Here is a 23,476-nt window from a genome sequence, read left to right as displayed (position 1 = left end):
TTATAACGTCAAAAAAGCCACCTCAATAGGTGGCTTTTTTATATTTAAAATTAAGTTAGGCAATTTCGGCGACTTGTAATGGCTGATAATAAATTTGATTACGGCCAAGCTGTTTTGCCCGGTATAAAGCCTGATCTGCCGCATGAATAAGCCTATCTTGTCCCATCTTTAGCCCACCCGTATATACGGTAAACCCTAAACTGATAGTGACATACTTCGACACTAAAGAAGCTGCATGAGGAATCGCTTGCCGCTCAATGGCTTTATAGATATTTGCAGCCACTGAATAAGCACCCTGTGCAGGTGTTTCAGGTAATAGTACAACGAACTCCTCGCCCCCATAACGCGCAACAAAGTCGACATGACGAATTGAGTTTTTAATTGCTGCGGCAATGCTAGAGATGACTTTATCTCCCATCTGGTGCCCGTAAAAATCGTTATAGTTTTTAAAAAAATCAATATCAATAAATAAAACAGCTAAAGGACGCTTCTCTTGATTTGCTCGGTAGTAGAAAAAATCAAACATCTCATCAAATGTACGTCGATTCGAAATTTGAGTCAGGGCATCCTGCTGGCTTAAATGCAATAACTCCGACGCTTCAATCCGTAAGATCTGTTCATTAATTTCAGCAAGCTGGTTATTTAAAAAAAGACTTCTTTCTCTTGAGATGAGCATACTGCTAATCGAGAAACCTAAAATACAACTACCGAACAAAGCACGGCCCAGCGCAATATAATCACAATTTACATCTAACAAAATAAGAAAAGCAAAAACTAAAAATGCTGCCAATAAACCAACACAGAGCATATGCAAAGGTTTAATACCGCTTAATATGAACCCGAGCATATATAAAAATGAAAGAAGCAACATAGACTGGTTCTTAAGCGCCATATTTCCGACACTAAGCAATAACATCGCATTAATAATAATGGTTAAAAATACAATACCACATGCAGCTAAATAAAAGTGTTCGGAGAGTTTTGTAAATTTGGCAAAAACCCAGAACAATAACAGGGCAAGTGCAATATTCATTGCACTAAGTAAGCAATGAATAAAATCCAAAGTAATATAAGGTACCCCAATCACTAAATAGTCGGTCGGCAGGGCCAGTAAAATAAAAATTAAATAAGTGAGTACACCACTTGCTAGAAACTTTGAGATGTTCTGTCTAGTTCGATCAAGATTTAAACACCAGAATTTTTTTTCCAGTTGTTTGGGCAAAGGCATATTGGCATAACGATGGGTATGTAGAGTGACCAAATACTCGATTTCTTCTTTAGATTTGAGTAATTGATGTACATTTCCCCTATTCGCCACTAGTCGATTCCTACATATTCTGCATTAACAAAATATAACATTATTTTTTAAAGCTCCCTGCGCTTTATTTTGCCACTTGTCCGTAATTCTCGTTACCATTTTCACACTTTATCGATTATCATTTGTTTTATTTCGAAGTTTGAACTGCCTTGAACTCTATTACCCTGCTCCAGCCAGATGATTGGCATGCACATTTACGTGATGGTTTAGCATTAAAACGTACTGTTCCAGATTTGGCTAAACAATTCGCCCGCGCGATTTGTATGCCTAACCTTGTTCCGCCTGTAAAAACAGTAGAAGAAGCTTTAGCTTATCGCGAACGCATTCTTGCTCATGTTCCGGAAGGCAATAATTTTGACCCTCGTATGGTGCTTTATTTTACTGACCACACTTCACCAGATGAAGTTCGTAAAATTAAAGAATCAGAACATGTAAATGCGATTAAGCTTTATCCTGCTGGTGCGACCACAAACTCCGATAATGGTGTGAGTGATATTCGTAAAGTTTATGCAGTCATTGAGCAATTAGAAGAGCATCAAGTTCCGTTATTGCTTCATGGTGAAGTAACTCACAATCATGTAGATATTTTTGATCGTGAAAAACGCTTCCTAGATGAGGTATTATCACCTCTATTGAAACAGTTCCCGAAACTTAAAGTTGTGCTTGAGCACATCACTACTAGTGATGCAGCACACTTTGTTTTAGAACAAGACCGTAATGTGGCGGCAACAATCACTCCACAACATTTATTATTTAACCGTAATGATATGTTGGTCGGTGGTATTAAACCGCACTTCTACTGTTTACCAATTTTAAAACGCCAAACGCATCAAACGACTTTACTTGAAGTAGCGACAAGCGGTAATCCTAAATTTTTCTTAGGTACAGACAGCGCTCCTCATGCACAAAATGCAAAAGAGAATGCTTGTGGATGTGCAGGCTGCTATAGTGCACCAAATGCAATTGAGCTTTATGCACAAGCATTTGACCAAGTCGGTAAATTAGAGCGTCTAGAAGGTTTTGCTAGCCATTTTGGTGCGGACTTCTACGGTCTACCACGTAATACTTCTACCATTACTTTGGTTAAAGAAGATAACCTCGTTCCAGAATCTTTTGATTATTTAAATAATCAAAAAATCATCCCGCTGCATGCCGGGAAAACGCTGCAATGGAGAAAAGTGTGACACAAGAAAACTCTGTCCCGGTCATTGGCCAACGTTTTCGTGGCTTCTTACCTGTTGTTGTCGATGTTGAAACGGCAGGTTTTAATGCCCAGACAGATGCATTGCTAGAAATCGCATGCATTCCGATTGTGTATGATGCGCAGGGACAATTTGTCCCTGGTCCTGCATTTCATGCACATATTAACCCTTTTGAAGGGGCTAACCTCGACCGCCGTTCGCTAGACTTCATTGGTATTGACCCATTCAACCCAATGCGTATTGCAATGGCTGAAGATGAAAGAACTGCTTTACGTCGCATTTTTAAATCGGTTAATGAAGTTCGTAAACAGCAACATTGTACTCATGCAGTACTCGTAGGCCACAACGCGCATTTTGACCTTGGGTTTTTACAAGCGGCCATTGCTCGCTCAGGCACAAAAAACCAAAACCCGTTCCATAGTTTTTCAGTGATGGATACGGTCACTTTAAGTGCAGTAATGTTTGGACAAACTGTACTTGCAAAAGCATGTATTCAAGCTGGAATTGAGTTTGATGGTAAAGAAGCACACTCTGCTTTATACGATACTCAAAAGACTGCTGAACTGTTTTGCTATATTTTGAACAAACTGTCTCCTTACCTCCTTGACAGTTTGGTGGCGGCTTCTTAAGATACCGCCATCCTCAACGTCCCTATCGTCTAGAGGCCTAGGACATCGCCCTTTCACGGCGGTAACCGGGGTTCGAATCCCCGTAGGGACGCCATATTCTCTTCATATAAAATTTTTCTCTCTAAGTTCTGTCTTCTTATTCTTTTTATATTTTTCTTTATTTCTAAATAAAATACACTTGTGCAAATATATCACTGATCCAGTATTCCCTTTACATAGATTTACAATATAATAATTCTTATTTTTATACTGATATTTATTATCAAAAAGGTTTTAAATGGATCTTAAGCTTCGCCTTCTCTCCCTGAGTATTGCACAACTATGCTGTATTCCAGCTGCTTTTGCAGACACGAACAACTCTTCAACTACTCTTGCAACTATCAAAATTAAAGCCCAACAGGCATCTGACCAGACTTATAAAGTGGATAGTTCCAGTAGTGCTACGCGTAGTGAAATTGCATTACAAGATACCCCGCAATCTGTGAGCGTGGTAACCCAAAAAGTAATTGAAGATATTGGTGCAACTCGCTTAGTTGAAGCACTTGATTTAGCTGGTGGCGTGACTCGTGCTAATAACTTTGGTGGTCAAGGTTTAACTGGTTTTAACGTGCGCGGGTTTACCAGTGGTGAGTTTTATCGAAACGGGTTTCCAATTAACCGTGGCTATCCAAATGCGCCGGATAGCAACACAATTGAACGTGTAGACGTTTTACGTGGCCCCTCTTCTAGCTTATATGGACGTGGTGACCCAGGTGGTACATTTAACTTAATTTCTAAAACACCAAAGTCTGAGCAACAAACCACTTTAGGTGCACAGCTCAGTAGTGAAGGTTTATATCGCACTACTGTCGATACAACAGGTACTATCCCAAATGCAGAAAATATTGGTTATCGCCTAAATGTAATTGCAGAAGGTGGGGATAGTTACCGTGACCATGTCGAATCTAAACGTTATGGAATTGCACCAGTCATTCAATGGCAAGCTACTGATGCCACCAAGGTTACTTTTGAAGCCGATATTTTAAGAAACCAACATCCACTCGACCGTGGTCATACACGTTATCCAACACAGAAATCTTTTAATAGCTCACCAGAAACCTATTTATGGGAAACGGGTAAATACTACAATCGACTCTACAATGATAACAATATGACTCAATTACGAGTTGAACATGACCTTGGGAATGACTGGAAGCTAAATGCTGGCGTGCAATATTTAAATGGCAAATTGCATGGCTATGCAGTAGAAGCAAATGGCATTCAGGCTGATGGAGAAACATTAGGGCGAAATTACAATTATCGCGAATTAAAATGGCAAGATACCGATGCCCAAATTAATCTCACAGGTAATTTTCAGCTTTTAGGTTTAGCCCATACTTTAGTGACTGGGCTTGAATATGAAAATTATGATTATAAGTCATACATTATTCGCTCAAGCGGAGATATCGGTAGCTACCCTATTAATATTTATAATCCAGTTTTAGGGCAACCTTTACCTGAGCTCAATCGTGTAACCACACATGACCGTGAAAGCTTAAAAACAACGGCCCTTTTCGTACAAGACCAAATCGACTTAAATGAGCGTTTAAGCGCACTCTTAGGCTTACGATTTGAGCATTACGAGCACGATTACAAAAACCTATTACCAAATACTACCAACTGGAATACCAGTCATGATGCATTTATTCCACGTTTAGGCTTAGTTTATAAAGCAAGTGATGACCTTTCATTCTATGGCAATGCTGCAAAATCTTTTAAACCAAATACTGGCGCCAGCCGTAACGGAGAAGGTTTTGATCCTGAAGAAGGTACGGCTTACGAGTTAGGTTTTAAATGGCAAGCACTTGATAATATGTTATCGATTGATTCCGCTATTTTTTACGCCAATAAAGAAAATGTCTTAACACTAGACCCTGTTGATTCAGCTTATAAAGTCGCTGCTGGCGAAGTTCGTAGCCGTGGCATTGAGTTAAATATTGCTGGTCAAATTACACCTGCCTGGAAAATTATTGGTGGATATGCTTATACAGATGCGGAAGTAACTAAAGACAATACTTTGCACAAAGGAACAGCTCTAGCCAATATTCCAAAGAATAGTTTTAATCTTTTAAATATCTATGAATTTCAAGATGGCCCTTTACAAGGCTTAGGTCTAGGCATCAATCAAAAATATATTGATAAACGTGCAGGTCAGACAGCCAATAGTACCTATATCATGAAAGGTTATGCAGTTACAGATTTGGTTTCTTATTATCAGGCGACACCAAAACTTCGTCTTAACTTAGATGTGAAGAACATTTTTGATAAAGTTTATGATGAAAGTGCTTTCAATTTATATGCTTATCCGGGTGAATCACGTACCGTTCAATTAGGTATGAGCTATACGTTCTAAATTGAGTATAAAGGTACTATTTCATCCTTAGAAATAGTACCTTTACTTTAAGAAATTTTTACGCTGACTTACGTGAATTCACGCGTCCTTGAACAACAGCCTTAATATTACCCTTGGCATAATTTAGAAACACAATTAGAGGTGACAGTTTAGGATTTGGCTTTTTACCCTGCCCAATAGCTTTAAATTGTGCTGCATACCAAATGATTTCCATAATCGCCATTTTATCGACAAAAGGTAAACCTGTTTTAATCGGTTTTACTGCATAACGAACGTCTTGTCCTGCAATTAAACGTTCTGTTAAATCTGTTTCAACTGCAAGTGGACGAGCAATACCAATAAAATCACATGCACCACTTGCCAAAGCAGCATTCATGCCTTCTACTGTACGGAAGCCACCTGTCACCATAAGTTTACATTTTACATGCTGACGGATTTTTTCAGCGAAGTCTAAGAAATACGCTTCACGTGCAATGGTACTTGCTTTACGTTTATCGGCTTTTGCACCAGCCATTGCAGGTGCTTCGTAAGTTCCACCTGAAATTTCAATTAAGTCGATCCCTGCTTCATCAACTGCTTTAAATACCGAAATCACATCTTGTTCGCTAATACCACCGCGCTGGAAGTCGGCAGAGTTGAGCTTAACGGAAATAATAAAATTATCAGAAGTTGCTTCACGTACTGCTTTATAAACTTCTAGTAAAAAGCGAGTACGGTTTTCGATTGAACCACCCCACTGGTCTGTACGTTTATTGGTTAATGGTGATAAAAACTGGCTAATTAAATAGCCATGTGCACCATGTAACTGTACCCCTTCAAAACCCGCCTTTTCACAAATACGAGCAGCGTTCGCAAAACGTTTAATAATATCCAAAATTTCTTCATGCGTAAGAGCACGTGGAGTACCAAACATAGTCGCTAAAGCTGGGCTAAAAGGAACTGCCGAAGGTGCAACTGTTTCTTTATTTAGGCCCTTTGGACACTGACGACCAGGGTGAGACAATTGGATAAGTTGTACCATCCCATATTGTTTACCGACTGCTGCCCATTCTTTTAAACGCTCTAGGTCACGCTCGGTTTCAATCACCACTACCCCAGGTTCGTTTTTGGCCTCTACATTGACCATAACATTTCCAGTAATCGCACAGCCCAAACCACCTTTGGCCCATGCACTATACAAACCTAAATGTAATTCATTCGGCTGGCCTTCATAGTTTGCAAGTGCCTCACTCATTGCACCTTTAATAATCCGGTTTTTAAATGTGGTATTTCGAATTGTGATTGGTTGTGCAATCTGGCTCATGGTTAACCTCTTTTAATATTTTAGAGCAATTACTCTAATTTAGATGAGTTATAGGTCATGTCAAGGGAAAATCGATAACTGACAATAGCACATGTCAAATTTAAAAAATATAAAAAAATGCAACTTTTTGCATTAAAAATTTAAATAAAATTTATTTTTATAAAACATAATTTTATTAAATAAATTTAACAACTTGCCGCAATTAACTGCTTGGTATATTCAGTTTTTGGGGCATTAAACAACTGCTCAGTCGGCTGATATTCCATAACTTTTGCATGTCGTAATACCATCACTTTATGACACAGTGCTTTGACCACATTTAAATCATGACTAATAAAAATATAGCTCAAGTGCTCTGTTTGCTGTAAACGTCGTAATAATTGAATCATCGCTTTTTGCGTGGTTCGGTCTAAGGCAGACGTTGGTTCATCTAAAATTAAAAGTTTAGGTTGAACTACTAAAGCTCGCGCTAAAGCAACACGTTGTCGTTGCCCACCAGAAAGTTCATGTGGATAGCGATGTTGAAAGCCCTCTGCCAGCTCAACTTTTATCAAAGCTGATTCAACTTGCTGTTTAATTTCTTTATCAGTTATCGCTTTGACTTTTAACCCTTCAGCAATAATCTGCCCTACCGTCATACGTGGGTTTAGACTACCAAATGGATCTTGGAAAACAATCTGTAAGTCTGACCTGATCTTGCGTAAAGCTTTTTGTTCTAAGTGGTTTATATCTTGCCCTAGAAAGTTAATCTGTCCCTCACTTTTAATTAATCGAACCAGAGCCAAAGCCAATGAAGATTTTCCGGATCCACTTTCACCCACAATGCCTAATGCTTCGCCTTGAGCAAGCTCAAAATTTACATTTTCAACCGCATTGGTATAACCCTGAATTCGATTAAAGAAACCACGTCGTATTGGATATTTAACATTGAGTTGTTGAACAGATAAAATTTTATGACTGGTTGAATGTTGCTCAGCGAAACCAAGATCATGATCTAACAATTGCTGGGTATAAACTGAAGTTGAGTGTTCAAAAATCTGTTGAAGCTTACCTTGCCCTACAACTTGTCCTTTATGTAATACAATCAGTTCATCAGCATAACGGCGTACCAAATTTAAATCATGGCTAATCAAAATCAGTGCCATACCATATTTGCTTTGCAAAGATTTTAATAATTCTAAAATTTGCGTCTGTAAAATCACATCAAGCGCGGTGGTTGGTTCATCTGCAATTAAAATTTTAGGTTGAAGAGCTAGCGCAGCCGCAATCATCACCCGCTGTTTTTGACCACCTGAAAGCTCATGCAGATAACGTTTTAAAATGTACTCTGGATTAGCAATTCCTACATCTTTTAATAATTGAATTACCTGCTGTTGAGCTTTCGCTTTTGACCCACCTTGTAAAATAAAATTTTCACCGACAATTTTTTCAACACGATGCAATGGATTTAAAGCCGTAGAAGGCTCCTGAAAAATCATGGCAATATGATGACCACGTAAATAAGTTCCAGTCTTTTCGTCTATTTGTAAAATATTTTTTGAATCAATAATAATACGACCAGATGTTTTTAATTTTTCTGGTAATAATCCCATCATCGCCAAGCAGCTTATTGTTTTACCTGAACCACTTTCACCTACAATTGCAAGCGTATCACCAGCTTTTAAGTGTAAATTGAGACCTTCTAATAAAGGCTGATCTTGCGTAGAGATTGAAAGGTTTTCTATATTTAGCAATCTAGCATCTACATTTAAGTTATTTTCTTGGGTCAAATGCATCACGTGCCGCCTCCCCAATATAAATTAATAATGACAACACAAAAGCAAGGCTAAAAAACCCAGATAAAGCCAACCACGGTGCGTCTAAGTTATTTTTACCTTGCAACAACAACTCACCTAAAGAGGCTGCATCTGGCGGCAAACCATAGCCCAAGAAATCAAGTGCGGTTAAAGCAATAATATTTGTGGTCAAAATAAAAGGTAACTGCGATAGACTAGAACTTATGGCATTTGGCAAAATGTGCTTAAAGATAATTGCTCTATCAGTTAAACCTAAAGCCTGAGCCGCACGTACATAGTCAAGTTGACGCGCTTTTAAAAATTCGGCACGGACAATTCCCACAAGTACAGTCCAGCTAAAGAACAGCATAATAAAAAATAGCCAATATACATTTGGGGTAAACATGCTGACCAAAATCATGACCATAAAGAGCATAGGTAAACCATTCCAGACTTCTACCAACCGTTGCCCTAACAAATCGACCCAGCCACCATAGTAGCCTTGTATAGCACCCACAAAAATGCCAAGTAGTGCTGCACAACCTGTTAAAGCCAAGCCGAAAAGTAATGAGACTCTAAGCCCATAGAGAATACGTGCAAACACGTCTCGCCCTTGGTCATCTGTTCCTAACCAGTTCTGCTTAGAAGGTGGCGATGGCACAGGTACAGCCAAGTCTAAATTAGGAGTCTGGTAAGAAAATCTTATAAGGGGCCAAATAGCCCATCCTTTATGATTGATAAGCTCTTGTACAGCGGGATCTTTATAATCTGCTTCTGTTTCAAACACGCCACCAAAAGTGGTTTCGGGATATGTTTTAAAGACAGGCAAATAATAAGCGTCCTCATATTTCACCAACAATGGTTTGTCGTTAGCAATGAGCTCAGCAGCCAAGGACATCATCAAAATGAGACTAAACAAAACAAAGCTTGCCCACCCTAATTTATGTTGCCTAAACTTTTGCAGTCGTGATCGCACAATAAAAGACATTATTTGCCTCCTTGTGCGTCAAAGTGAATACGCGGATCAATCCATTGATACAGTACATCGCAAATAAGTCGTAAAAGCAGACTAAACAGCGTGAAGAAAAATAATACGCCAAAAATAACCGGATAGTCTCGCTGAACAATTGCTTCAAAGCCCAACAACCCCACACCATCTAGGTGAAAAATAATTTCAATAAAAAGATTTCCCACAAAGAAAATGCCTGCTAAAGCCTCAGGCAATCCAGCAAGAACCACTAAAATGGCATTACGGAATACATGTTTATATAAGACTTGTTGGCTATTTAAACCTTTTGCATAAGCTGCCAAGACATAAGGTTTATTAAGCTCTTCTAAAAATGAATATTTGGTTAGATAAGTTAGGCTGGCAAAACCACCCAACACCATGGTAATAAGCGGCAACGTCATGTGCCATAAATAGTCCGTAATTTTTCCGAACCAACTCAATTGATAAAAATTATCTGACACTAGGTTTTGTAATGGAAACCACTGAAAATATGAACCGCCAGCAAAAAAGACAATAAGCAGTATACCAAAGACAAAGCTGGGTACTGCATAACCCACCACTAGCAATAAAGAAGTGGAACGATCAAACCATGTACCTTGTTGTTTGGCTTTTTTAATACCGAGCGGAATTGAAATAAGATAAATCAGCAAAGTGCTCCATAGCCCAAGTGAAATTGACACAGGCATTTTTTCCCAGAGCAGCTCAACCACTGATTTATCTTTAAAAAAGCTTTGTCCAAAGTCTAAAGTCAAATAGCCTTTTAACATCAGTAAGAAACGTTCCACTGGAGGATGGTCAAACCCGTATTGGGCTTTAATTTGCTCAACCATTTCGGGGCTTAAGCCTTTAGCTCCTTGATAGTACATTTCAGTGCCTAATATACGCCCTGCTCCTAAGCCACTTTCTACTTCATGAATTGCCTGTTCAACTGGTCCACCCGGTGCAATTTGCACGACCACAAAGTTGATCAATAAAATAATGAACAACGTTGGAATCATTAAAAGAAGTCGCTTTAGAATATATGAACCCATATAACAGGATTTCCTTTAGGTACGTGCTTTTATTGTTGATGTAAATATTGAGCAACTTTCTTAGCTTGGTTTGCATTACTCCACCAATACTCTATACCGGCAGAGAGCACAGGTTTCACTTTAGGCTGCTGATACATATTCCAGTACGCATACCAATAATCCCCTTTTCCATAAGTCGGGATCTGGTAATATCCTGCACGAAGCAATCGGTCAAGAACATGAGTATAAGTGATTTGCTGTTCACGGTCTTTGGCAGTGACCAGTTTTGAAATCACCTCATCAATTACCGGATTACGAATACCAGCGTAGTTATAGTTGCCATCTTGAACTGCTGCTGCACTTCCCCAGAACTGAGCCTGTTCATTGCCCGGGTTTAAAGATTGCGGCAAATTCATCGTAGTCATATCAAAGTCATAACGGCGTGTACGCTCTAAATATTGCGGCGCATCAACCTGCCGTAAATTAATATTAATTCCTAATTTTTTTAAATTTCTTACAAATGGCATCAGTGTTCTTTGTTTGCCATCTTGCTGAATGAGAAACTCAATTTTTACAGGTTTGCCTTCGGGTGTATATAATTGCCCTTCTTTAATTTTATAACCCGCTTGAATCAACAACTGTCTAGCAATTAATAAATTTTGCCGGTTAAAACCACTGGCATCCGAGACAGGATATTTCCAGTCTGTCAAAACAGCTTTTTGCATGACTGGAGAAAGCTTTGGTAACAGAGGCTTTAATATGGCCATTTCATTGTTTGAAGGACGACCTGTCGCTGCCAAATCACTATTTTCAAAATAACTTTGTAGTCTTTGATATTGTCCGTAAAACAAAGCTTTATTTTGCCATTCAAAATCATAGGCATAAGTCAAGGCTTGTCTAAAGCGGATGTCATTGAAAGGTTTGCGCCGTGTGTTAAAAACATAACTCTCGGTTGCAATGGGGTTATGATGTCTAAATTTATATTGCGTTACCAAACCTGCTTTTACAGCCGGAAAATGATAGTCAGTGACCCATTTTTTAGGATTAGTTTCTTCATGCAAGGTATATTGCCCAGATTTAAAACCTTCGAATGCAATATCCCAATTTCGGTAATAAACATACTTTAAATGATCGAAGTTATAGCGTCCTTTATTAATAGGTAAGTCTTTTGCCCAATAATTCGGATTACGTTTATAACTAATACTTCGTCCTGCATCAATTTTCTCAACCACGTAAGGCCCAGAACCTATAATCGGTTGCAAGCTAATACGGGTAAAATCACGTTTCTGCCAATCTGCTTTTGAGTAAATCGGTAAACTCGCTACAACAAATGGCATTTTAGGATTATGGCTGGACTTAAAAGTGAATTTAACTTGATGTGGGTTTATCACTTCTGTTTTCGCTAAGTCTGCAAGATACATTTGTAGACCAAAATTAGATTTGGTTTGATAGGTATCAAAGCTAAATTTCACATCTTCAGCTGTTACGGGCAGCCCATTACTAAATCGAGCTTTTGGGTTTAAATAAAAAATAACTGACTGAGTTTTTATAGGATCATACGAAACTTTTTCTGCCAGAAGTGGATATAACACCCCCACTTCATCAAGTGACTGGGTCATTAAAGTATCAAAAAGATAATTTACCCCTTCTGTCGCATTTCCCTTACCGTTCATACTGTTTAAGTTATCAAATGTCCCTTGCGCAGCCTGACTCAATACTCCGCCTTTAGGTGCATTCGGGTTGGCATAAGGCATAGCAGCCATTGCCAGATATTTAGGCTTAGAATGAATTGCGATATACGGCGTGGTTTGCTGAGCAGAGAATATAGCTTGCGAAAAAACACTGAGCCCGACTAGCAGGCTCAGTTGAGAATATAACTTTTGCATAAAGTACTAATTATTCTATAAATTAGGCACTTTAATGATATCGCCAATACGCAATTGAGTCGACGGTGTTAGGTTGTTGAGTTCCGCCAGTAAAGTGGTTTCTAAACCATATTTACTCGCAAGACCAATTAAGGTATCACCACGTTTGACTTTGTATTCCACTACAGTTTTTGGAATCACAATATTTTGTCCACGCTGTAAATTGGCATTTGCTTTTAATGCATTCATTTCAGCAAGTTCACGAACTGAAATACCTGCACGACTCGCAATAGCATTTAACGACTCACCAGCCTTAACCGTGTACTTTTCAGTATTTTTTCCTGCAACTACAGCTTTTGGAGACGATTTTGCTGTATCCGTTTTAGCTGTTTCTACTGTTGGTAAATCACCTGTTAATTTTAAGCGTTGACCAACACGAACATTACTGTTGCGAGACAAACCGTTCAATGCAGCAAGGTAATCTAACTGTAAATGATAGCGGTTGGCGATATTTCCTAGGCTATCACCAGATTTAACTGTGTAGGTCTCTGGTGTTTCTTCTTTGGTATTTTTAGCCGAAACTTTGCTAGTTGTTTCAACTTCACCAGTTAATTTTAAACGCTGACCAGCACGAAGGCCTGCAGTACGTGACAAACCATTCAAATCAGCCAAATAACTGGTTTGTAAGTTATATTTAGCTGCAATTGCATTTAAGCTATCGCCTGACTGCACAACATATTGGTCAGGAACTGATGCACCAGCCGGAACTTTTAGAGTTTGTCCCAGTTGGACATGACTGTTCGCTTTTAAGTTGTTCAGTTCAGCAAGCTCAGCTAGGCTAATTTTAGACTTGGTCGCAATGCTTGATAATGTATCACCACGCTGCACTTTATAACTTTCAGTTTTATATGATGGACCTGCTGCAAGCTTTTCATATTTACCAGAAGCCTTGCTGTCATCAACTTCATCAACAGTGATTTCTTTTGCAGGTACATTAATTTTTTGGCCTACAATTAAATTACTACCAGCTGATAATCCCGGTGTTAGGTCTGCCAACTCTTGATTAGATAATGCATAACGGTCTGCAATTAATTTCAAATATTCGCCGCGTTTAACAGTATAACTCTTCGTTGTAATGCGACGTGTACTTGCTTGAATTGCCTTTGGTTCTACTTTAGCAGCACGATTACCTTTAGGCTCTTTTAACTGTAATTTTTGCCCTACAAACAAGCCATCTGTTACAGACAAATCGTTATATTCAGCTAGCTGTTTCACTGACAAATTAAATTGATTTGCCACTCCTGTTAAACTGTCATTTGCTTGAACAACATAGACATCAGGTTTAGCTGCCGATTTTGCCGTATTTTCCACCTCTTGAGGCTTAGCATCATAGAGATATAGGCTGGTTCCTACAAATAAAGTCTTTTCAGGGTCAATCTGGTTCCATTTAGCTACATCACGCCAGTTCACACCATTCTTCATGGCAATAACTGCTAAAGTATCGCCAGGTTGTACTGTATAAGTACTACGCTTACCTTTAGGTTGTACAACCACAACATCTGTATCAGTCTTAATATAAGGCTTATCTTTATTACGCTGAGCATCTTCAGAGTTTGCAAGAGTTGCATCTTCAGCTAAAGTTTTTGGATAAGCAAAACCTTTACTTACTTCTTTACCTTGCTGCTCAGCAACAGATTGGCTGGTCTGAATTGCGGTTAACTTAATTTTGCCATCATACGGATCGACAATTTCTGTACCCTGAGGTGCAAGTGCTTTTAACTCGGCAACAACTTGGTCTTTTTCAGCTTGAGTAGCTTGAGGCTCTAAAGCTTGATCAACTGTTTCCTTTTCTCCTTCAGCACGCACTGCCGCTAAAATTTTCTCGCGTTCAGTTGCTGAAATTGGTGGTTCCGTTCTCACAGGTTTGATATTTGCAGCCGGAGTGACCGCAACAGGAATACGCGGTGCACTTGGTACATCAGCTGACGCTGCAAAAGCAGCTAGCGCATCAGAACCACGAGGTGTTGCAGTTTTTACCGTTACCGAGCTGCTACTTGTTTTAGCAGGCGTCGATGGTCTTACTGGCTGAGCTGGAGTTGATGGAGTAGTTCTAACTGTGACTGAAGTTGAAGTCGTTGTGGTCGGTTTAGACGGCGAAGTAACACTTGCCCACCAGCCTGAACTTCCACCTGCTTTCATCCCTTTTAACTTGTTATCCACTGAAGGACTTATATCAGCTGGAATCAAAATACGCATTGGACTTGCAGGGTCTACTGTTTCACCACGATAGCCTGGGTTTAATGCATATAACTCAGCACGGCTAAGGCCCGTTACCGATGCGATTTCATTTAAAGATAATGGTGCAGATAAGGTAACTTCACGGAAATGGGGCCTGTTTGCAATCGGAGGTAACGAAACCCCATAAGCGCGTGGGTTTTTAATAATTTGTGCAACAGCCAAGAAACGCGGAACATAGTTCATGGTTTCTTGCGGTAATTTTAGTGACCAATAGTCTGTTGGCAAACCAGCAGCCTGATTTCGGTTAATCGCCTGTTGAATACGACCCGGACCAGCATTATAAGCAGCCAAAGCTAATTCCCATGAACCGAACTGGTTATATAAGCTTCCTAAAAACTCATAGGCAGCACGAGTAGATTCCACAACATCACGGCGTCCGTCGTACATACCCGTTTGTTGTAAACCATAAATACGACCAGTACTTGGAATAAATTGCCATAAACCCGCCGCCGCCGCACTACTTGTTGCAGCTGGGTCATATGAACTTTCAATCACTGGTAATAATGCAAGTTCGGTTGGAAGACCACGGCGTTCTGCTTCTTTAACAGTATGATATAAATAACGACTTGCGCGAGCACTTAAGCGGTCAAGGTAGGGCTGACGTGAGATAAACCAACTACGCTGTGCTTCAATACGTGGATCCCAATGATTGAGGTCCATTTTGAAGCCTACGGCCATACGCTTCCAGACATCACCGTGTTTTAAAATAAGTAAACGGTCGCCCTCTACAGCACGCATATCTGTTGCTGAAAGTAAGTCTTCTAAAGAGTCCAGACTGCTTGCATCAAGATAGCCTGCTCCACTCACCTGTTTTGTTTTCGAGGTTTTTGCAGATTGCCGAGTCGAAGAACAGCCTGTTGTAATACCCAACGCAGCTAAAGCAGAGCTAAGGACTGTAATTTTGAATAATGATGCTGCAGATGGCTGCCACACAAATGTGGTTGGTTTATACATAAAAACTTCCAAACAACTCGCGTAATATTTCTTGGGGTCTGCCCACAAACCCTAGGTCTTCGATGCCATTGTAGTAAAGCATGCAAGATAGACAAGGCAATAATTTAATGTCATTTGCATGGAAATGTTACAAGAAATTAAAAAAAGCTTGCTTTGTAACGATGGAACCGAACTTTTTGCGTATACAATACACCAAATTCAGCTCTTTTTCTTTCAGTTTAGGTTTCGATTTATGTCTCAAACAATCACACTGTATGTTGATGGTGCATGTCGTGGCAATCCGGGTTTAGGCGGTTGGGGTGCATATGTCATTACCGAGCAGGGTGAACATAAATTATTTGGCGGTGAACCCGACACAACAAATAACCGTATGGAACTTACTGCGGCTATTGAAGGAATTTCTTTTTGCCCTCCTGATGCTCAATTAATTGTCTGGACAGACTCAAATTATGTGAAGCAAGGTATTACAGAATGGATTCATGGTTGGAAAAAGAAAAACTGGAAAGATGTTAAAAATCCTGACCTATGGCAAAAACTCGATGCCGTTTGTGCGGGTAGAAATATTGAATGGAACTGGATTAAAGGCCATGCAGGACATGCAGGTAATGAAATGGCTGACCAACTTGCGAATTTAGGTGCAGACAAAACTGCTCAAGAACTTAAGCAACCACAGTCAGCCACTGTATCGCAAGATATAAAAAAGCCTGAACAAGACTGGTTACTAGACGATCCTTTCGGATTCGATCTGGTTGAAACAACCGAAGATGAAACGGTCACTTTAGAGCAGACACAAGAAGTTGAGATGATTGTTGTGGATGAAGAAATGAATGTAGTTAAGGCTGTAGAACAAGAAGAACAACAGCAAAATACCAATATTCATCCACAAATTGTGATGACTGAAGCCAAGCTTAAATTACAAGGCCCAAGACAACTCATACTCGATACGGAAACAACTGGTTTCTATTTCCAAGATGGTGACCGCATTATTGAAGTCGGTGCCATCGAAATGATTAACCGTAAGCTTACGGGTAGTTCGATTCATATTTATATTAATCCTGAAAAACCAGTGGGTGACTCTGTTCAAGTCCACGGTATTACTGATGAGTTTTTGGTCGACAAACCAAAATATGCAGAAATTGCAGATACCTTATTTGAATACCTAAAAGGCGCAGAAATTATTGCCCATAACGCAACCTTCGATATGAACTTCTTAGATATGGAGTTTAAGCGTGTTGGGTTACCTGCTCTTTCAGAAGTTTGTGAAGTTACCGATACTTTAGCTTTAGCGAAAAATAAGCATCCTGGGCAGAAAAACTCACTTGATGCCTTAGTTAGACGTTATGAAATTCCAGCGCGTGACCGTACTTTCCACGGCGCATTACTCGATGCTGAAATTCTTTCTGATGTTTACTTGGCAATGACCGGTGGTCAAGTTTCCTTTGATATGGATGCCCTATCGCAAAGTGAAAGTGACCAGCAAAAAACGACCAAAGCTAGAGTTCAAATTGAATTACCTGTTATTTACCCTTCAGATGAAGAGCTAAACATACATGAGACTTGGGTCAAAGAATTTGAGAAAAAACATGGAGAACCTTGCCTTTTTGCAAAATAAATTTTTGATTCTCTAATGTTTTTTTAGTTTCCCCTTTTGCAAGTTAAGTTATATTAGTCGTATAGATTTTTAGCTCAAACTATTGAGCCATGACGAATATAACAATTGATTTTTTTGCAAAGGGGAATTTTTTATGTCTGAGCATAATTCGATTCAATTTGATCCAACAGCGTTACTCATCATTAAAAATGAAATTGATAATTCAATAAAACTGGTGGAAGGCGCTGTAAGTACCTTAATTGAAGAACAGGCTCTCCCTTTTGGTATTGATGATGCATTAGAACAATTTAAACAATGTACTCAAGTCTTACGTCTCATTGATATTCCGTATTTGGCAAAAATCACTCAATATTCAACCGAGTTGATGCAAAAGATTATGGCGAATCCAGAGCACATCAATACCGATGACGTTGTTGCTTTAAGTGAAGGCACAACCATGGTTAAACGTTATATTGAATTCATCTGTTTACGTGAAGTCGAAGTACCTCAGTTTCTTTTAGACACCTTAAATAATTTAGAAAAAGCTTTAAATAAGCCACTAACCTCTTCTGGAAAACAGATTGCATCAAAGCTTTCAACAGCTTCACTTGAGTTACCGTTACCCGAAGTGCTTATTAATGAAAGAACTCAGTTTATCCATCAGCTTTATAAATTATCACTACATCAATTTTTAAATAAAACTGAAAATGCTCGAGACTTTCAAGCATTTAAACTGATTGGCGGTTATTTAGTGAGTATGGCTCAAGGTCAACCAAGCCAGCAATACTGGCAATTGGTAAACTCTGCCTTTAGTCATATTGATGAACTTGTTTTAAATGATGCTCGCCTACGTGTGTTCATTAACCTTGAAAATGCCATAAGTTTATTTTTAGCTTCACCTGAAGGCTTTGAAGCAAACTTAACTGCTCTAGCAGATATCCTGAGTATTGTGATTGGACAAGAAGACCAACTTGCGCAGCAAATCCGTAGTCAGTTAAACATTGGTCATGAGTTTCTCACCGACACTCAACTCAAAACCCTGAGCCAACATTTGTATGGTCCAGACTTTGATACCATGCAAACAGTAAGTCAATTAATCTTAAGCGAAATGAACAAAGTTCGTAATGATATTGAATATAACTACCAAAACATGTCACCAGAAAAAGCTCATCAACTACAAAGCAATCTTATGCAGCTTGCTCATACTTTTAAATTACTCAACTTAAACGAGGCTGCTTCAGAGCTTTCTCAACAAGCCAGCAGTTTAAGCCAAATCAATATATTGAGTAATGAAAACTATGCTCAGCAGTTGATGAAAAGCATTTTATCTGCCATGAATGCCATTGGTATTTTGGTGCGCCATTATTCATCTAACCGTCTACAAATTCGTGTGAACAATACCAATATCTCTCTAGATCGTTTAGATGAAGCACATCAGACATTATTGAATGAGACCAAAAATTTAATCGATTTTGTATGCCAAAGTTTGACTCTCTATGCCAACGATCAAACTCAAAATATTGAAGCAATTGCAGGCTCTTTAAAAGAGTTGGCTGGCGCGGCTGAATTTTTAGGAAGCACAGTTCAACAAAATGCTTTACTTGAAACTGCCAAGTTTGTACAACAGCAAATCGATCAAAATCAGCCTTTCAATCATGATCAGATTCACTGTATTTTTAACGTTTTAGCTGGGCTAGATATGTTAGTTGACAATTTAAAAAATAAACAGCCTGTTCTACAATCCATGTTTGATGTAGCATTGCTAAGTAGTCAACAACTTCAAAAAAGGCAGCTTAATGTCTGAGTTATCACTTGCTTATATTTTTCATCATCAACAATTATTGGTTGACCAAAACCTTCAATTACCCAAAGTCGAAAAGTTAGCAAGTGATCTGCTTTTCACTCATGATGAACAGGTCATTGCACGTGACCTGTTGAGTGAAGAAGCCATTCCGGAAGGCCTGCAACTCGTTCCAATTCGTCAACTTATTTCCAACTGGTCAAAAGAACAATTTTTACAGGCAAGTCGTGCTGTACAGTTGCTCGAATGGCGACGTAATCACAAGTTTTGTAGCCACTGTGGGCATGCTACCGAAGTACACCCTACAGAATATGCTATGGTGTGCCCTTCTTGTCGCTACCACCAATATCCGCGTGTAAACCCATGTATTATCACCATCATTACTAAAGGCGATGATGAAATTTTATTGGCGAAATCTATTCACAATAAAACCAATATGTATGGCTTGATCGCAGGATTTGTAGAAGTTGGGGAAACGCTTGAAGAAGCTGTTCAGCGCGAAGCTTTAGAAGAAGTGGGGCTTAAACTCAAAAATATCCAATATATGTCAAGCCAACCTTGGCCTTTTCCAAGCAATCTCATGATTGCATTTAGAGCTGAATATGAGTCAGGTGAAATTTCTTTGCAAGAAGATGAAATTGCCGATGCACAATTCTTTAAATTTGATCAGTTACCTGAAATTCCATTTAAAGGCAGTATTGCACATGCAATGATTACGCAGATTACTCAAGCGAAGTAATCTGCGCTCTCAAACAGATGTTTTAGAATACTTCATCCAGAAAGTGCAAAATGGTCCGTTTAGTTCGGAAGTAATGACTTACAAAACTCGATAAACTAGCCAAAATTGTAATATGACCTGTTTTAGGGATCACAGCGATATGACTGTGATTTCCGCTTTGTCTAAGTGCCTGATCAAGATCAAAGGTATTTTCTTTTTTTACAAGCTGATCATTTTCAGCCATGAGCAGATAATGCTTAATATGATTTTGATTTACAAAATAATATGGCATCACTTCTTTATAAGAAATGCTTTGATCAAAAGCATCTTCGGCAAGCGGATCACCTTTATAATCAAAATGATAAGGACCTGCCAAACCAAAAATTGCTTTAATATTACCTAAACACTGAATTGTATTTGGTTTTGGGTGATAAACAGCAGACATCACATTAAATGCACCTGCCGAATGCCCCATAAGCACAATATTCTCTGTCGAGATTTCCAGTTTTTCTTGGTTCTGGTGTAAATAGTTTAACGCTTGCGTTAAGTCATCTACATAACTTGGAAAAATATTCTTCGGTGCGAGCTGATAGTTAATGACAGCAACGTCATAACCTTCTTTCGTAAACGCTTCACCTATAAATAAATAGTCTCGTTTATTACCATGTTGCCAAGCACCACCATGTACAAAAACAATGAGTGGTCGATGAGCTAAGCGCTTAGTAGAACGATAAATATCTAGACGATGGCGAGGCTTTAAGCCATAACGCACATTTAAAACCTGCTCAAAACCATCTTTTGGTGTAAAACGGTTTAAAGCAAAGCTCCCCAAATCATACAGACGGAACTCTTTATAAAGAGTTCTCGCCTGCTCAATTTTGCTTTGTAATTGTTCAATCAGGTTCATATTTTATTGTGCAGAAGATGCTGGATCTGTTTGGTCCGGATCAATTGCAACAGGAGTTTGAACTGTTGGTTGAGCAAGAACGTTATTAATTACTGGTGTAGTTGTTGCGCTGGCAGTACTCGCTGCCGGAGCAGGCGCTAAATCAATATTATCAATGAGCGTTACAATCTTAGTCACGTTACCGACATTTTGAAGCACATTGTTTAAATCATTAATTTCAGCTGTGTTTAAACGGCCCATCACATATAAAACACCATCTTCGGTATGGACCAGTACTTTACTGTCCGATACTACTGGCGCTTTCATTAATAAAGCACGTGTATTTGCGGTTACCCCAGCATCTTGCATGATCGTGTTATAGCTTACTTTGTTACCCACGGTAATGTAGTTATGTACAGCTTTCACATCACTCATGGCTTTAACGTTGTCTTCTGCCAACTGTTTTAAGTATGGGTCTGGCACCTGTCCAGTTAACAATACTGTGCTATGGAAGCTTTCGATGTTAATACGAGATTGTTTAAAACGCTGATCAAGCTTATAGAGGTTAATATTCGCTGTACGCTTAATTGAAGAATCAATAAATACTTGGCCTAAGCTACGTACACCACTATCTGTTCCAACTGGAGCTGTACCTGTTCCACCAGAAATAAAACTTGCGCAACCTGACAAACTTGCGACACAAAGCGCTGTTACAGCAATACGTTTCAACACTCCACCAGACTCCTATCAATCTCTTCTTGGCTTGATCATAAAACATCGGTCTTTAATTTGCTCAAAAGAGTAATGAACTCTTAATCCAAAGTAAATGCATTTTCGATCCATTGCAGATCATAATGGAATTTCGAAAAGTCTTGCTGTACTGTTTTTGCAATTTTCTGTGGAAAATCAAAACAAATCACATCAAAACGACAATAAAAATCCTGATAAGATGGGTAGCGCTGTAAAAACCTCATCGCCGTCTTAATTATTTTTTTCTGTTTACTCAAGGTCACCATTTCACAAGCTTGACCATAATTTCCCTGCCCTCGCGCTTTTACCTCAACAAAAATCAATTCGTTACCGCGTTTTACAATCAGATCGACCTCTCCACGGCGTGAATGATAATTACTGGCGACCCATTCATAATTTTGTTCTTTTAAAAGTTTTAGTGCTGTTTGTTCCGCCCATTGGCCCAACTGCTGTGCAACTAACATAATTTTTTTGTTTCCCCAATTAAAAATGTAAATACTGTTAATGCCGGTTCTATGCCTTTTTATTTTTGAATTGAACAAATCAAAAGCAGATGTTTCGAAAAATAAAAAGCCTACTGACATTGTTCACGCCAAAAACATAATTTCGGGTACACTAACCCATTAAAATTGTTTATCTGTACGGAGTAAAAACCAAATGAGTGCTCAGTTATTTGTTGTAGCCACCCCAATCGGGCACTTAGATGATATGACTTTCCGTGCAATTGATATCTTAAAATCAGTTTCTGTTGTTGCTGCCGAAGATACACGCCAATCAGCTCAATTATTCAAACACTATAATATATCTACCCCACTTACCGCATGCCACGACCATAATGAAAGCAACAAAATTGAGCAGTTAGTTCAAAAGTTACTCGCTGGTGAAAATATTGCTTTGATTAGTGATGCAGGTACACCACTTATTAGCGACCCCGGTTTCAAACTGGTTCGAGCTGCTCAAGAAAATGGTATTAGGGTTGTACCTGTACCGGGTGCATGTGCTGCAATTGCGGCGTTAAGTGCTGTGGGCCTACCAAGTGACCGTTTTAGTTTTGAAGGCTTTTTACCATCAAAGGCTTCTCAACGTATTACGCAACTCGAAAAACTTAAAAATGAAACTCAAACCTTAATTTTCTATGAAGCGCCACATCGTATTTTAGAATGCGTAAAAAATATGGCTGAAGTATTTGGTGAAAACCGCCCTGTAGGTTTCGCGCGTGAAATTACCAAAACATTTGAAACGATCAAAAAAATGACCTTAAAAGATTTGGTTAGTTTTATTGAAAATGACCATAACCAAGAAAAAGGTGAAATTGTTCTTGTAGTTGGCGGTGCACCAGAAAAAACCGATCTGGAACAAGAAAAACTAGATGAGCTTTTAAAGCGCTTACTTCAAGATTTATCAGTTAAAGCAGCATCTCAACTGGCTGCTGATTTAATGGGTATTAAGAAAAAAGTCGCTTATCAACGTGCGCTTGAGTTAACACAATCTTAATTTATTAACTAAACGGTGATGACCAACGCCTATGTCATCACCGCGCATAAATTTTGCATAACAATATTAAAGATAAAAAAATAAGAGTATTGATATGACTGAATCACTTGGAAAACTTGGCCCGCATGAAGGACAAGAACTAGAATTATTACTCTCAGGCAAAAAACCTATCGCTTATTTTTATGAGTTATTACCTATTGAATTTATAAAACATCTTGAGCAAGGATCTTTATCTATGCTCAGTAAAGACATTGAAACTTCTCTGTCTCTCCCCTTTTCAATTATGTTGATCTATAAAGATGCGTCTTTGGCAGATTTGAATGAACTCATGTTATGTATTGAAAAATCACTAAAGGAGACTCAGCTCGAAGATCGCTTAGAGCTTGACCGTAGAATCGGACAACTTTTAGGTTACTCAACACAAGATATAGAGTTTTATATTCAACACATTTCAAATCGTCATTTAAAAACTAAGATCTAA

18 protein-coding genes and 1 tRNA gene are annotated in these 23,476 nt (G+C 38.9%); 9 read left to right on the top strand and 10 right to left on the bottom strand.

Translation table 11 applies throughout. The features are described 5' to 3' along the window. Positions 1–55 precede the first annotated feature (55 nt). Positions 56–1,318, bottom strand: coding sequence for a GGDEF domain-containing protein (locus tag GO593_RS12055; RefSeq protein ID WP_000013374.1), 1,263 nt, complete (start codon positions 1,316–1,318; stop codon positions 56–58). Positions 1,319–1,467: 149 nt separating this feature from the next. On the opposite strand from GO593_RS12055, the gene pyrC reads away from it, so the two are divergent. From pyrC to GO593_RS12035, 4 genes are all read left to right on the top strand, one after another. Further along, positions 1,468–2,502, top strand: a complete 1,035-nt coding sequence (gene pyrC, locus GO593_RS12050) for a dihydroorotase (RefSeq protein ID WP_001084868.1) — start codon at positions 1,468–1,470, stop codon at positions 2,500–2,502. Further along, entirely contained in the window at positions 2,487–3,149 is a 663-nt protein-coding gene (gene rnt / locus GO593_RS12045) for a ribonuclease T (RefSeq protein WP_001982681.1), read from the top strand. The genes pyrC and rnt overlap by 16 nt, the downstream gene beginning before the upstream one ends. A gap of 18 nt (positions 3,150–3,167) precedes the next feature. Next, positions 3,168–3,243, top strand: a tRNA-Glu gene (locus tag GO593_RS12040). Between the two features lie 183 nt (positions 3,244–3,426). Continuing rightward, positions 3,427–5,541 (top strand): TonB-dependent siderophore receptor, encoded by a 2,115-nt coding sequence (locus GO593_RS12035; protein WP_000364473.1) that lies wholly within the window; start codon positions 3,427–3,429, stop codon positions 5,539–5,541. Between the two features lie 58 nt (positions 5,542–5,599). Here GO593_RS12035 and GO593_RS12030 read toward each other — a convergent pair whose 3' ends face one another. From GO593_RS12030 to GO593_RS12005, 6 genes are all read right to left on the bottom strand, one after another. Then, positions 5,600–6,844: an NADH:flavin oxidoreductase/NADH oxidase family protein gene (locus GO593_RS12030; RefSeq protein WP_000077973.1), complete on the bottom strand. Its 1,245-nt coding sequence runs from the start codon at positions 6,842–6,844 to the stop codon at positions 5,600–5,602. A 185-nt stretch (positions 6,845–7,029) separates the two neighbouring features. Further along, positions 7,030–8,619, bottom strand: a complete 1,590-nt coding sequence (locus GO593_RS12025) for an ABC transporter ATP-binding protein (protein ID WP_000550787.1) — start codon at positions 8,617–8,619, stop codon at positions 7,030–7,032. Continuing rightward, positions 8,597–9,607 (bottom strand): ABC transporter permease, encoded by a 1,011-nt coding sequence (locus GO593_RS12020; protein ID WP_000008516.1) that lies wholly within the window; start codon positions 9,605–9,607, stop codon positions 8,597–8,599. Before GO593_RS12020 ends, GO593_RS12025 begins: the two co-directional genes overlap by 23 nt. Beyond that, entirely contained in the window at positions 9,607–10,659 is a 1,053-nt protein-coding gene (locus GO593_RS12015; RefSeq protein WP_000536095.1) for a microcin C ABC transporter permease YejB, read from the bottom strand. The genes GO593_RS12020 and GO593_RS12015 overlap by 1 nt, the downstream gene beginning before the upstream one ends. 29 nt (positions 10,660–10,688) lie before the next feature. Further along, on the bottom strand, positions 10,689–12,524 hold the full coding sequence (locus tag GO593_RS12010) for an extracellular solute-binding protein (protein WP_001171012.1): 1,836 nt from the start codon (positions 12,522–12,524) through the stop codon (positions 10,689–10,691). A 15-nt stretch (positions 12,525–12,539) separates the two neighbouring features. Then, positions 12,540–15,755: a lytic transglycosylase gene (locus GO593_RS12005; protein ID WP_000277838.1), complete on the bottom strand. Its 3,216-nt coding sequence runs from the start codon at positions 15,753–15,755 to the stop codon at positions 12,540–12,542. A 232-nt stretch (positions 15,756–15,987) separates the two neighbouring features. On the opposite strand from GO593_RS12005, the gene dnaQ reads away from it, so the two are divergent. The 3 genes from dnaQ (at position 15,988) to nudC (ending at position 19,886) form a co-directional block, all read left to right on the top strand. Continuing rightward, positions 15,988–17,367 carry a DNA polymerase III subunit epsilon gene (gene dnaQ / locus GO593_RS12000; protein WP_001984886.1) on the top strand — a complete coding sequence of 460 codons (1,380 nt, stop codon included), beginning with the start codon at positions 15,988–15,990 and terminating at the stop codon, positions 17,365–17,367. 133 nt (positions 17,368–17,500) lie between these two features. Further along, positions 17,501–19,150 carry a hypothetical protein gene (locus GO593_RS11995; RefSeq protein WP_001289233.1) on the top strand — a complete coding sequence of 550 codons (1,650 nt, stop codon included), beginning with the start codon at positions 17,501–17,503 and terminating at the stop codon, positions 19,148–19,150. Beyond that, a complete protein-coding gene (gene nudC / locus GO593_RS11990; RefSeq protein WP_001292948.1) occupies positions 19,143–19,886 on the top strand; it encodes an NAD(+) diphosphatase in 744 nt (247 codons plus the stop codon). Before GO593_RS11995 ends, nudC begins: the two co-directional genes overlap by 8 nt. A gap of 22 nt (positions 19,887–19,908) precedes the next feature. On the opposite strand, the gene GO593_RS11985 is transcribed toward nudC, so the two are convergent. From GO593_RS11985 to GO593_RS11975, 3 genes are all read right to left on the bottom strand, one after another. Continuing rightward, complete coding sequence (locus GO593_RS11985) at positions 19,909–20,772, bottom strand: alpha/beta hydrolase (protein WP_001048902.1); 864 nt, start codon at positions 20,770–20,772, stop codon at positions 19,909–19,911. A 3-nt stretch (positions 20,773–20,775) separates the two neighbouring features. After that, positions 20,776–21,483, bottom strand: a complete 708-nt coding sequence (locus tag GO593_RS11980; RefSeq protein ID WP_000919363.1) for a BON domain-containing protein — start codon at positions 21,481–21,483, stop codon at positions 20,776–20,778. Positions 21,484–21,563: 80 nt separating this feature from the next. Next, positions 21,564–21,965 (bottom strand): YraN family protein, encoded by a 402-nt coding sequence (locus tag GO593_RS11975; protein ID WP_000959396.1) that lies wholly within the window; start codon positions 21,963–21,965, stop codon positions 21,564–21,566. Between the two features lie 193 nt (positions 21,966–22,158). On the opposite strand from GO593_RS11975, the gene rsmI reads away from it, so the two are divergent. Both rsmI and GO593_RS11965 read left to right on the top strand, forming a co-directional pair. Continuing rightward, entirely contained in the window at positions 22,159–22,995 is an 837-nt protein-coding gene (gene rsmI, locus GO593_RS11970; protein ID WP_001275993.1) for a 16S rRNA (cytidine(1402)-2'-O)-methyltransferase, read from the top strand. A gap of 94 nt (positions 22,996–23,089) precedes the next feature. After that, entirely contained in the window at positions 23,090–23,476 is a 387-nt protein-coding gene (locus GO593_RS11965; RefSeq protein ID WP_000140384.1) for a hypothetical protein, read from the top strand.

It is taken from the genome of Acinetobacter baumannii, from assembly GCF_009759685.1.
Taxonomy (GTDB): Bacteria; Pseudomonadota; Gammaproteobacteria; order Pseudomonadales; family Moraxellaceae; genus Acinetobacter; species Acinetobacter baumannii.
This window is presented reverse-complemented; position numbering and strand designations above follow the sequence as displayed.

Excerpts from the sequence above, each read along its gene's own strand:
- rnt (WP_001982681.1), top strand. The coding sequence starts at position 2,487 with ATGGAGAAAAGTGTGACACAAGAAAACTCTGTCCCGGTCATTGGCCAA.
- GO593_RS12010 (WP_001171012.1), bottom strand. The coding sequence starts at position 12,524 with ATGCAAAAGTTATATTCTCAACTGAGCCTGCTAGTCGGGCTCAGTGTT.
- GO593_RS12035 (WP_000364473.1), top strand. The coding sequence starts at position 3,427 with ATGGATCTTAAGCTTCGCCTTCTCTCCCTGAGTATTGCACAACTATGC.
- GO593_RS11995 (WP_001289233.1), top strand. The coding sequence starts at position 17,501 with ATGTCTGAGCATAATTCGATTCAATTTGATCCAACAGCGTTACTCATC.
- GO593_RS11975 (WP_000959396.1), bottom strand. The coding sequence starts at position 21,965 with ATGTTAGTTGCACAGCAGTTGGGCCAATGGGCGGAACAAACAGCACTA.
- nudC (WP_001292948.1), top strand. The coding sequence starts at position 19,143 with ATGTCTGAGTTATCACTTGCTTATATTTTTCATCATCAACAATTATTG.
- GO593_RS12005 (WP_000277838.1), bottom strand. The coding sequence starts at position 15,755 with ATGTATAAACCAACCACATTTGTGTGGCAGCCATCTGCAGCATCATTA.
- rsmI (WP_001275993.1), top strand. The coding sequence starts at position 22,159 with ATGAGTGCTCAGTTATTTGTTGTAGCCACCCCAATCGGGCACTTAGAT.
- dnaQ (WP_001984886.1), top strand. The coding sequence starts at position 15,988 with ATGTCTCAAACAATCACACTGTATGTTGATGGTGCATGTCGTGGCAAT.
- GO593_RS12025 (WP_000550787.1), bottom strand. The coding sequence starts at position 8,619 with ATGCATTTGACCCAAGAAAATAACTTAAATGTAGATGCTAGATTGCTA.
- GO593_RS12015 (WP_000536095.1), bottom strand. The coding sequence starts at position 10,659 with ATGGGTTCATATATTCTAAAGCGACTTCTTTTAATGATTCCAACGTTG.
- GO593_RS12020 (WP_000008516.1), bottom strand. The coding sequence starts at position 9,607 with ATGTCTTTTATTGTGCGATCACGACTGCAAAAGTTTAGGCAACATAAA.
- GO593_RS11985 (WP_001048902.1), bottom strand. The coding sequence starts at position 20,772 with ATGAACCTGATTGAACAATTACAAAGCAAAATTGAGCAGGCGAGAACT.
- GO593_RS11965 (WP_000140384.1), top strand. The coding sequence starts at position 23,090 with ATGACTGAATCACTTGGAAAACTTGGCCCGCATGAAGGACAAGAACTA.
- GO593_RS12030 (WP_000077973.1), bottom strand. The coding sequence starts at position 6,844 with ATGAGCCAGATTGCACAACCAATCACAATTCGAAATACCACATTTAAA.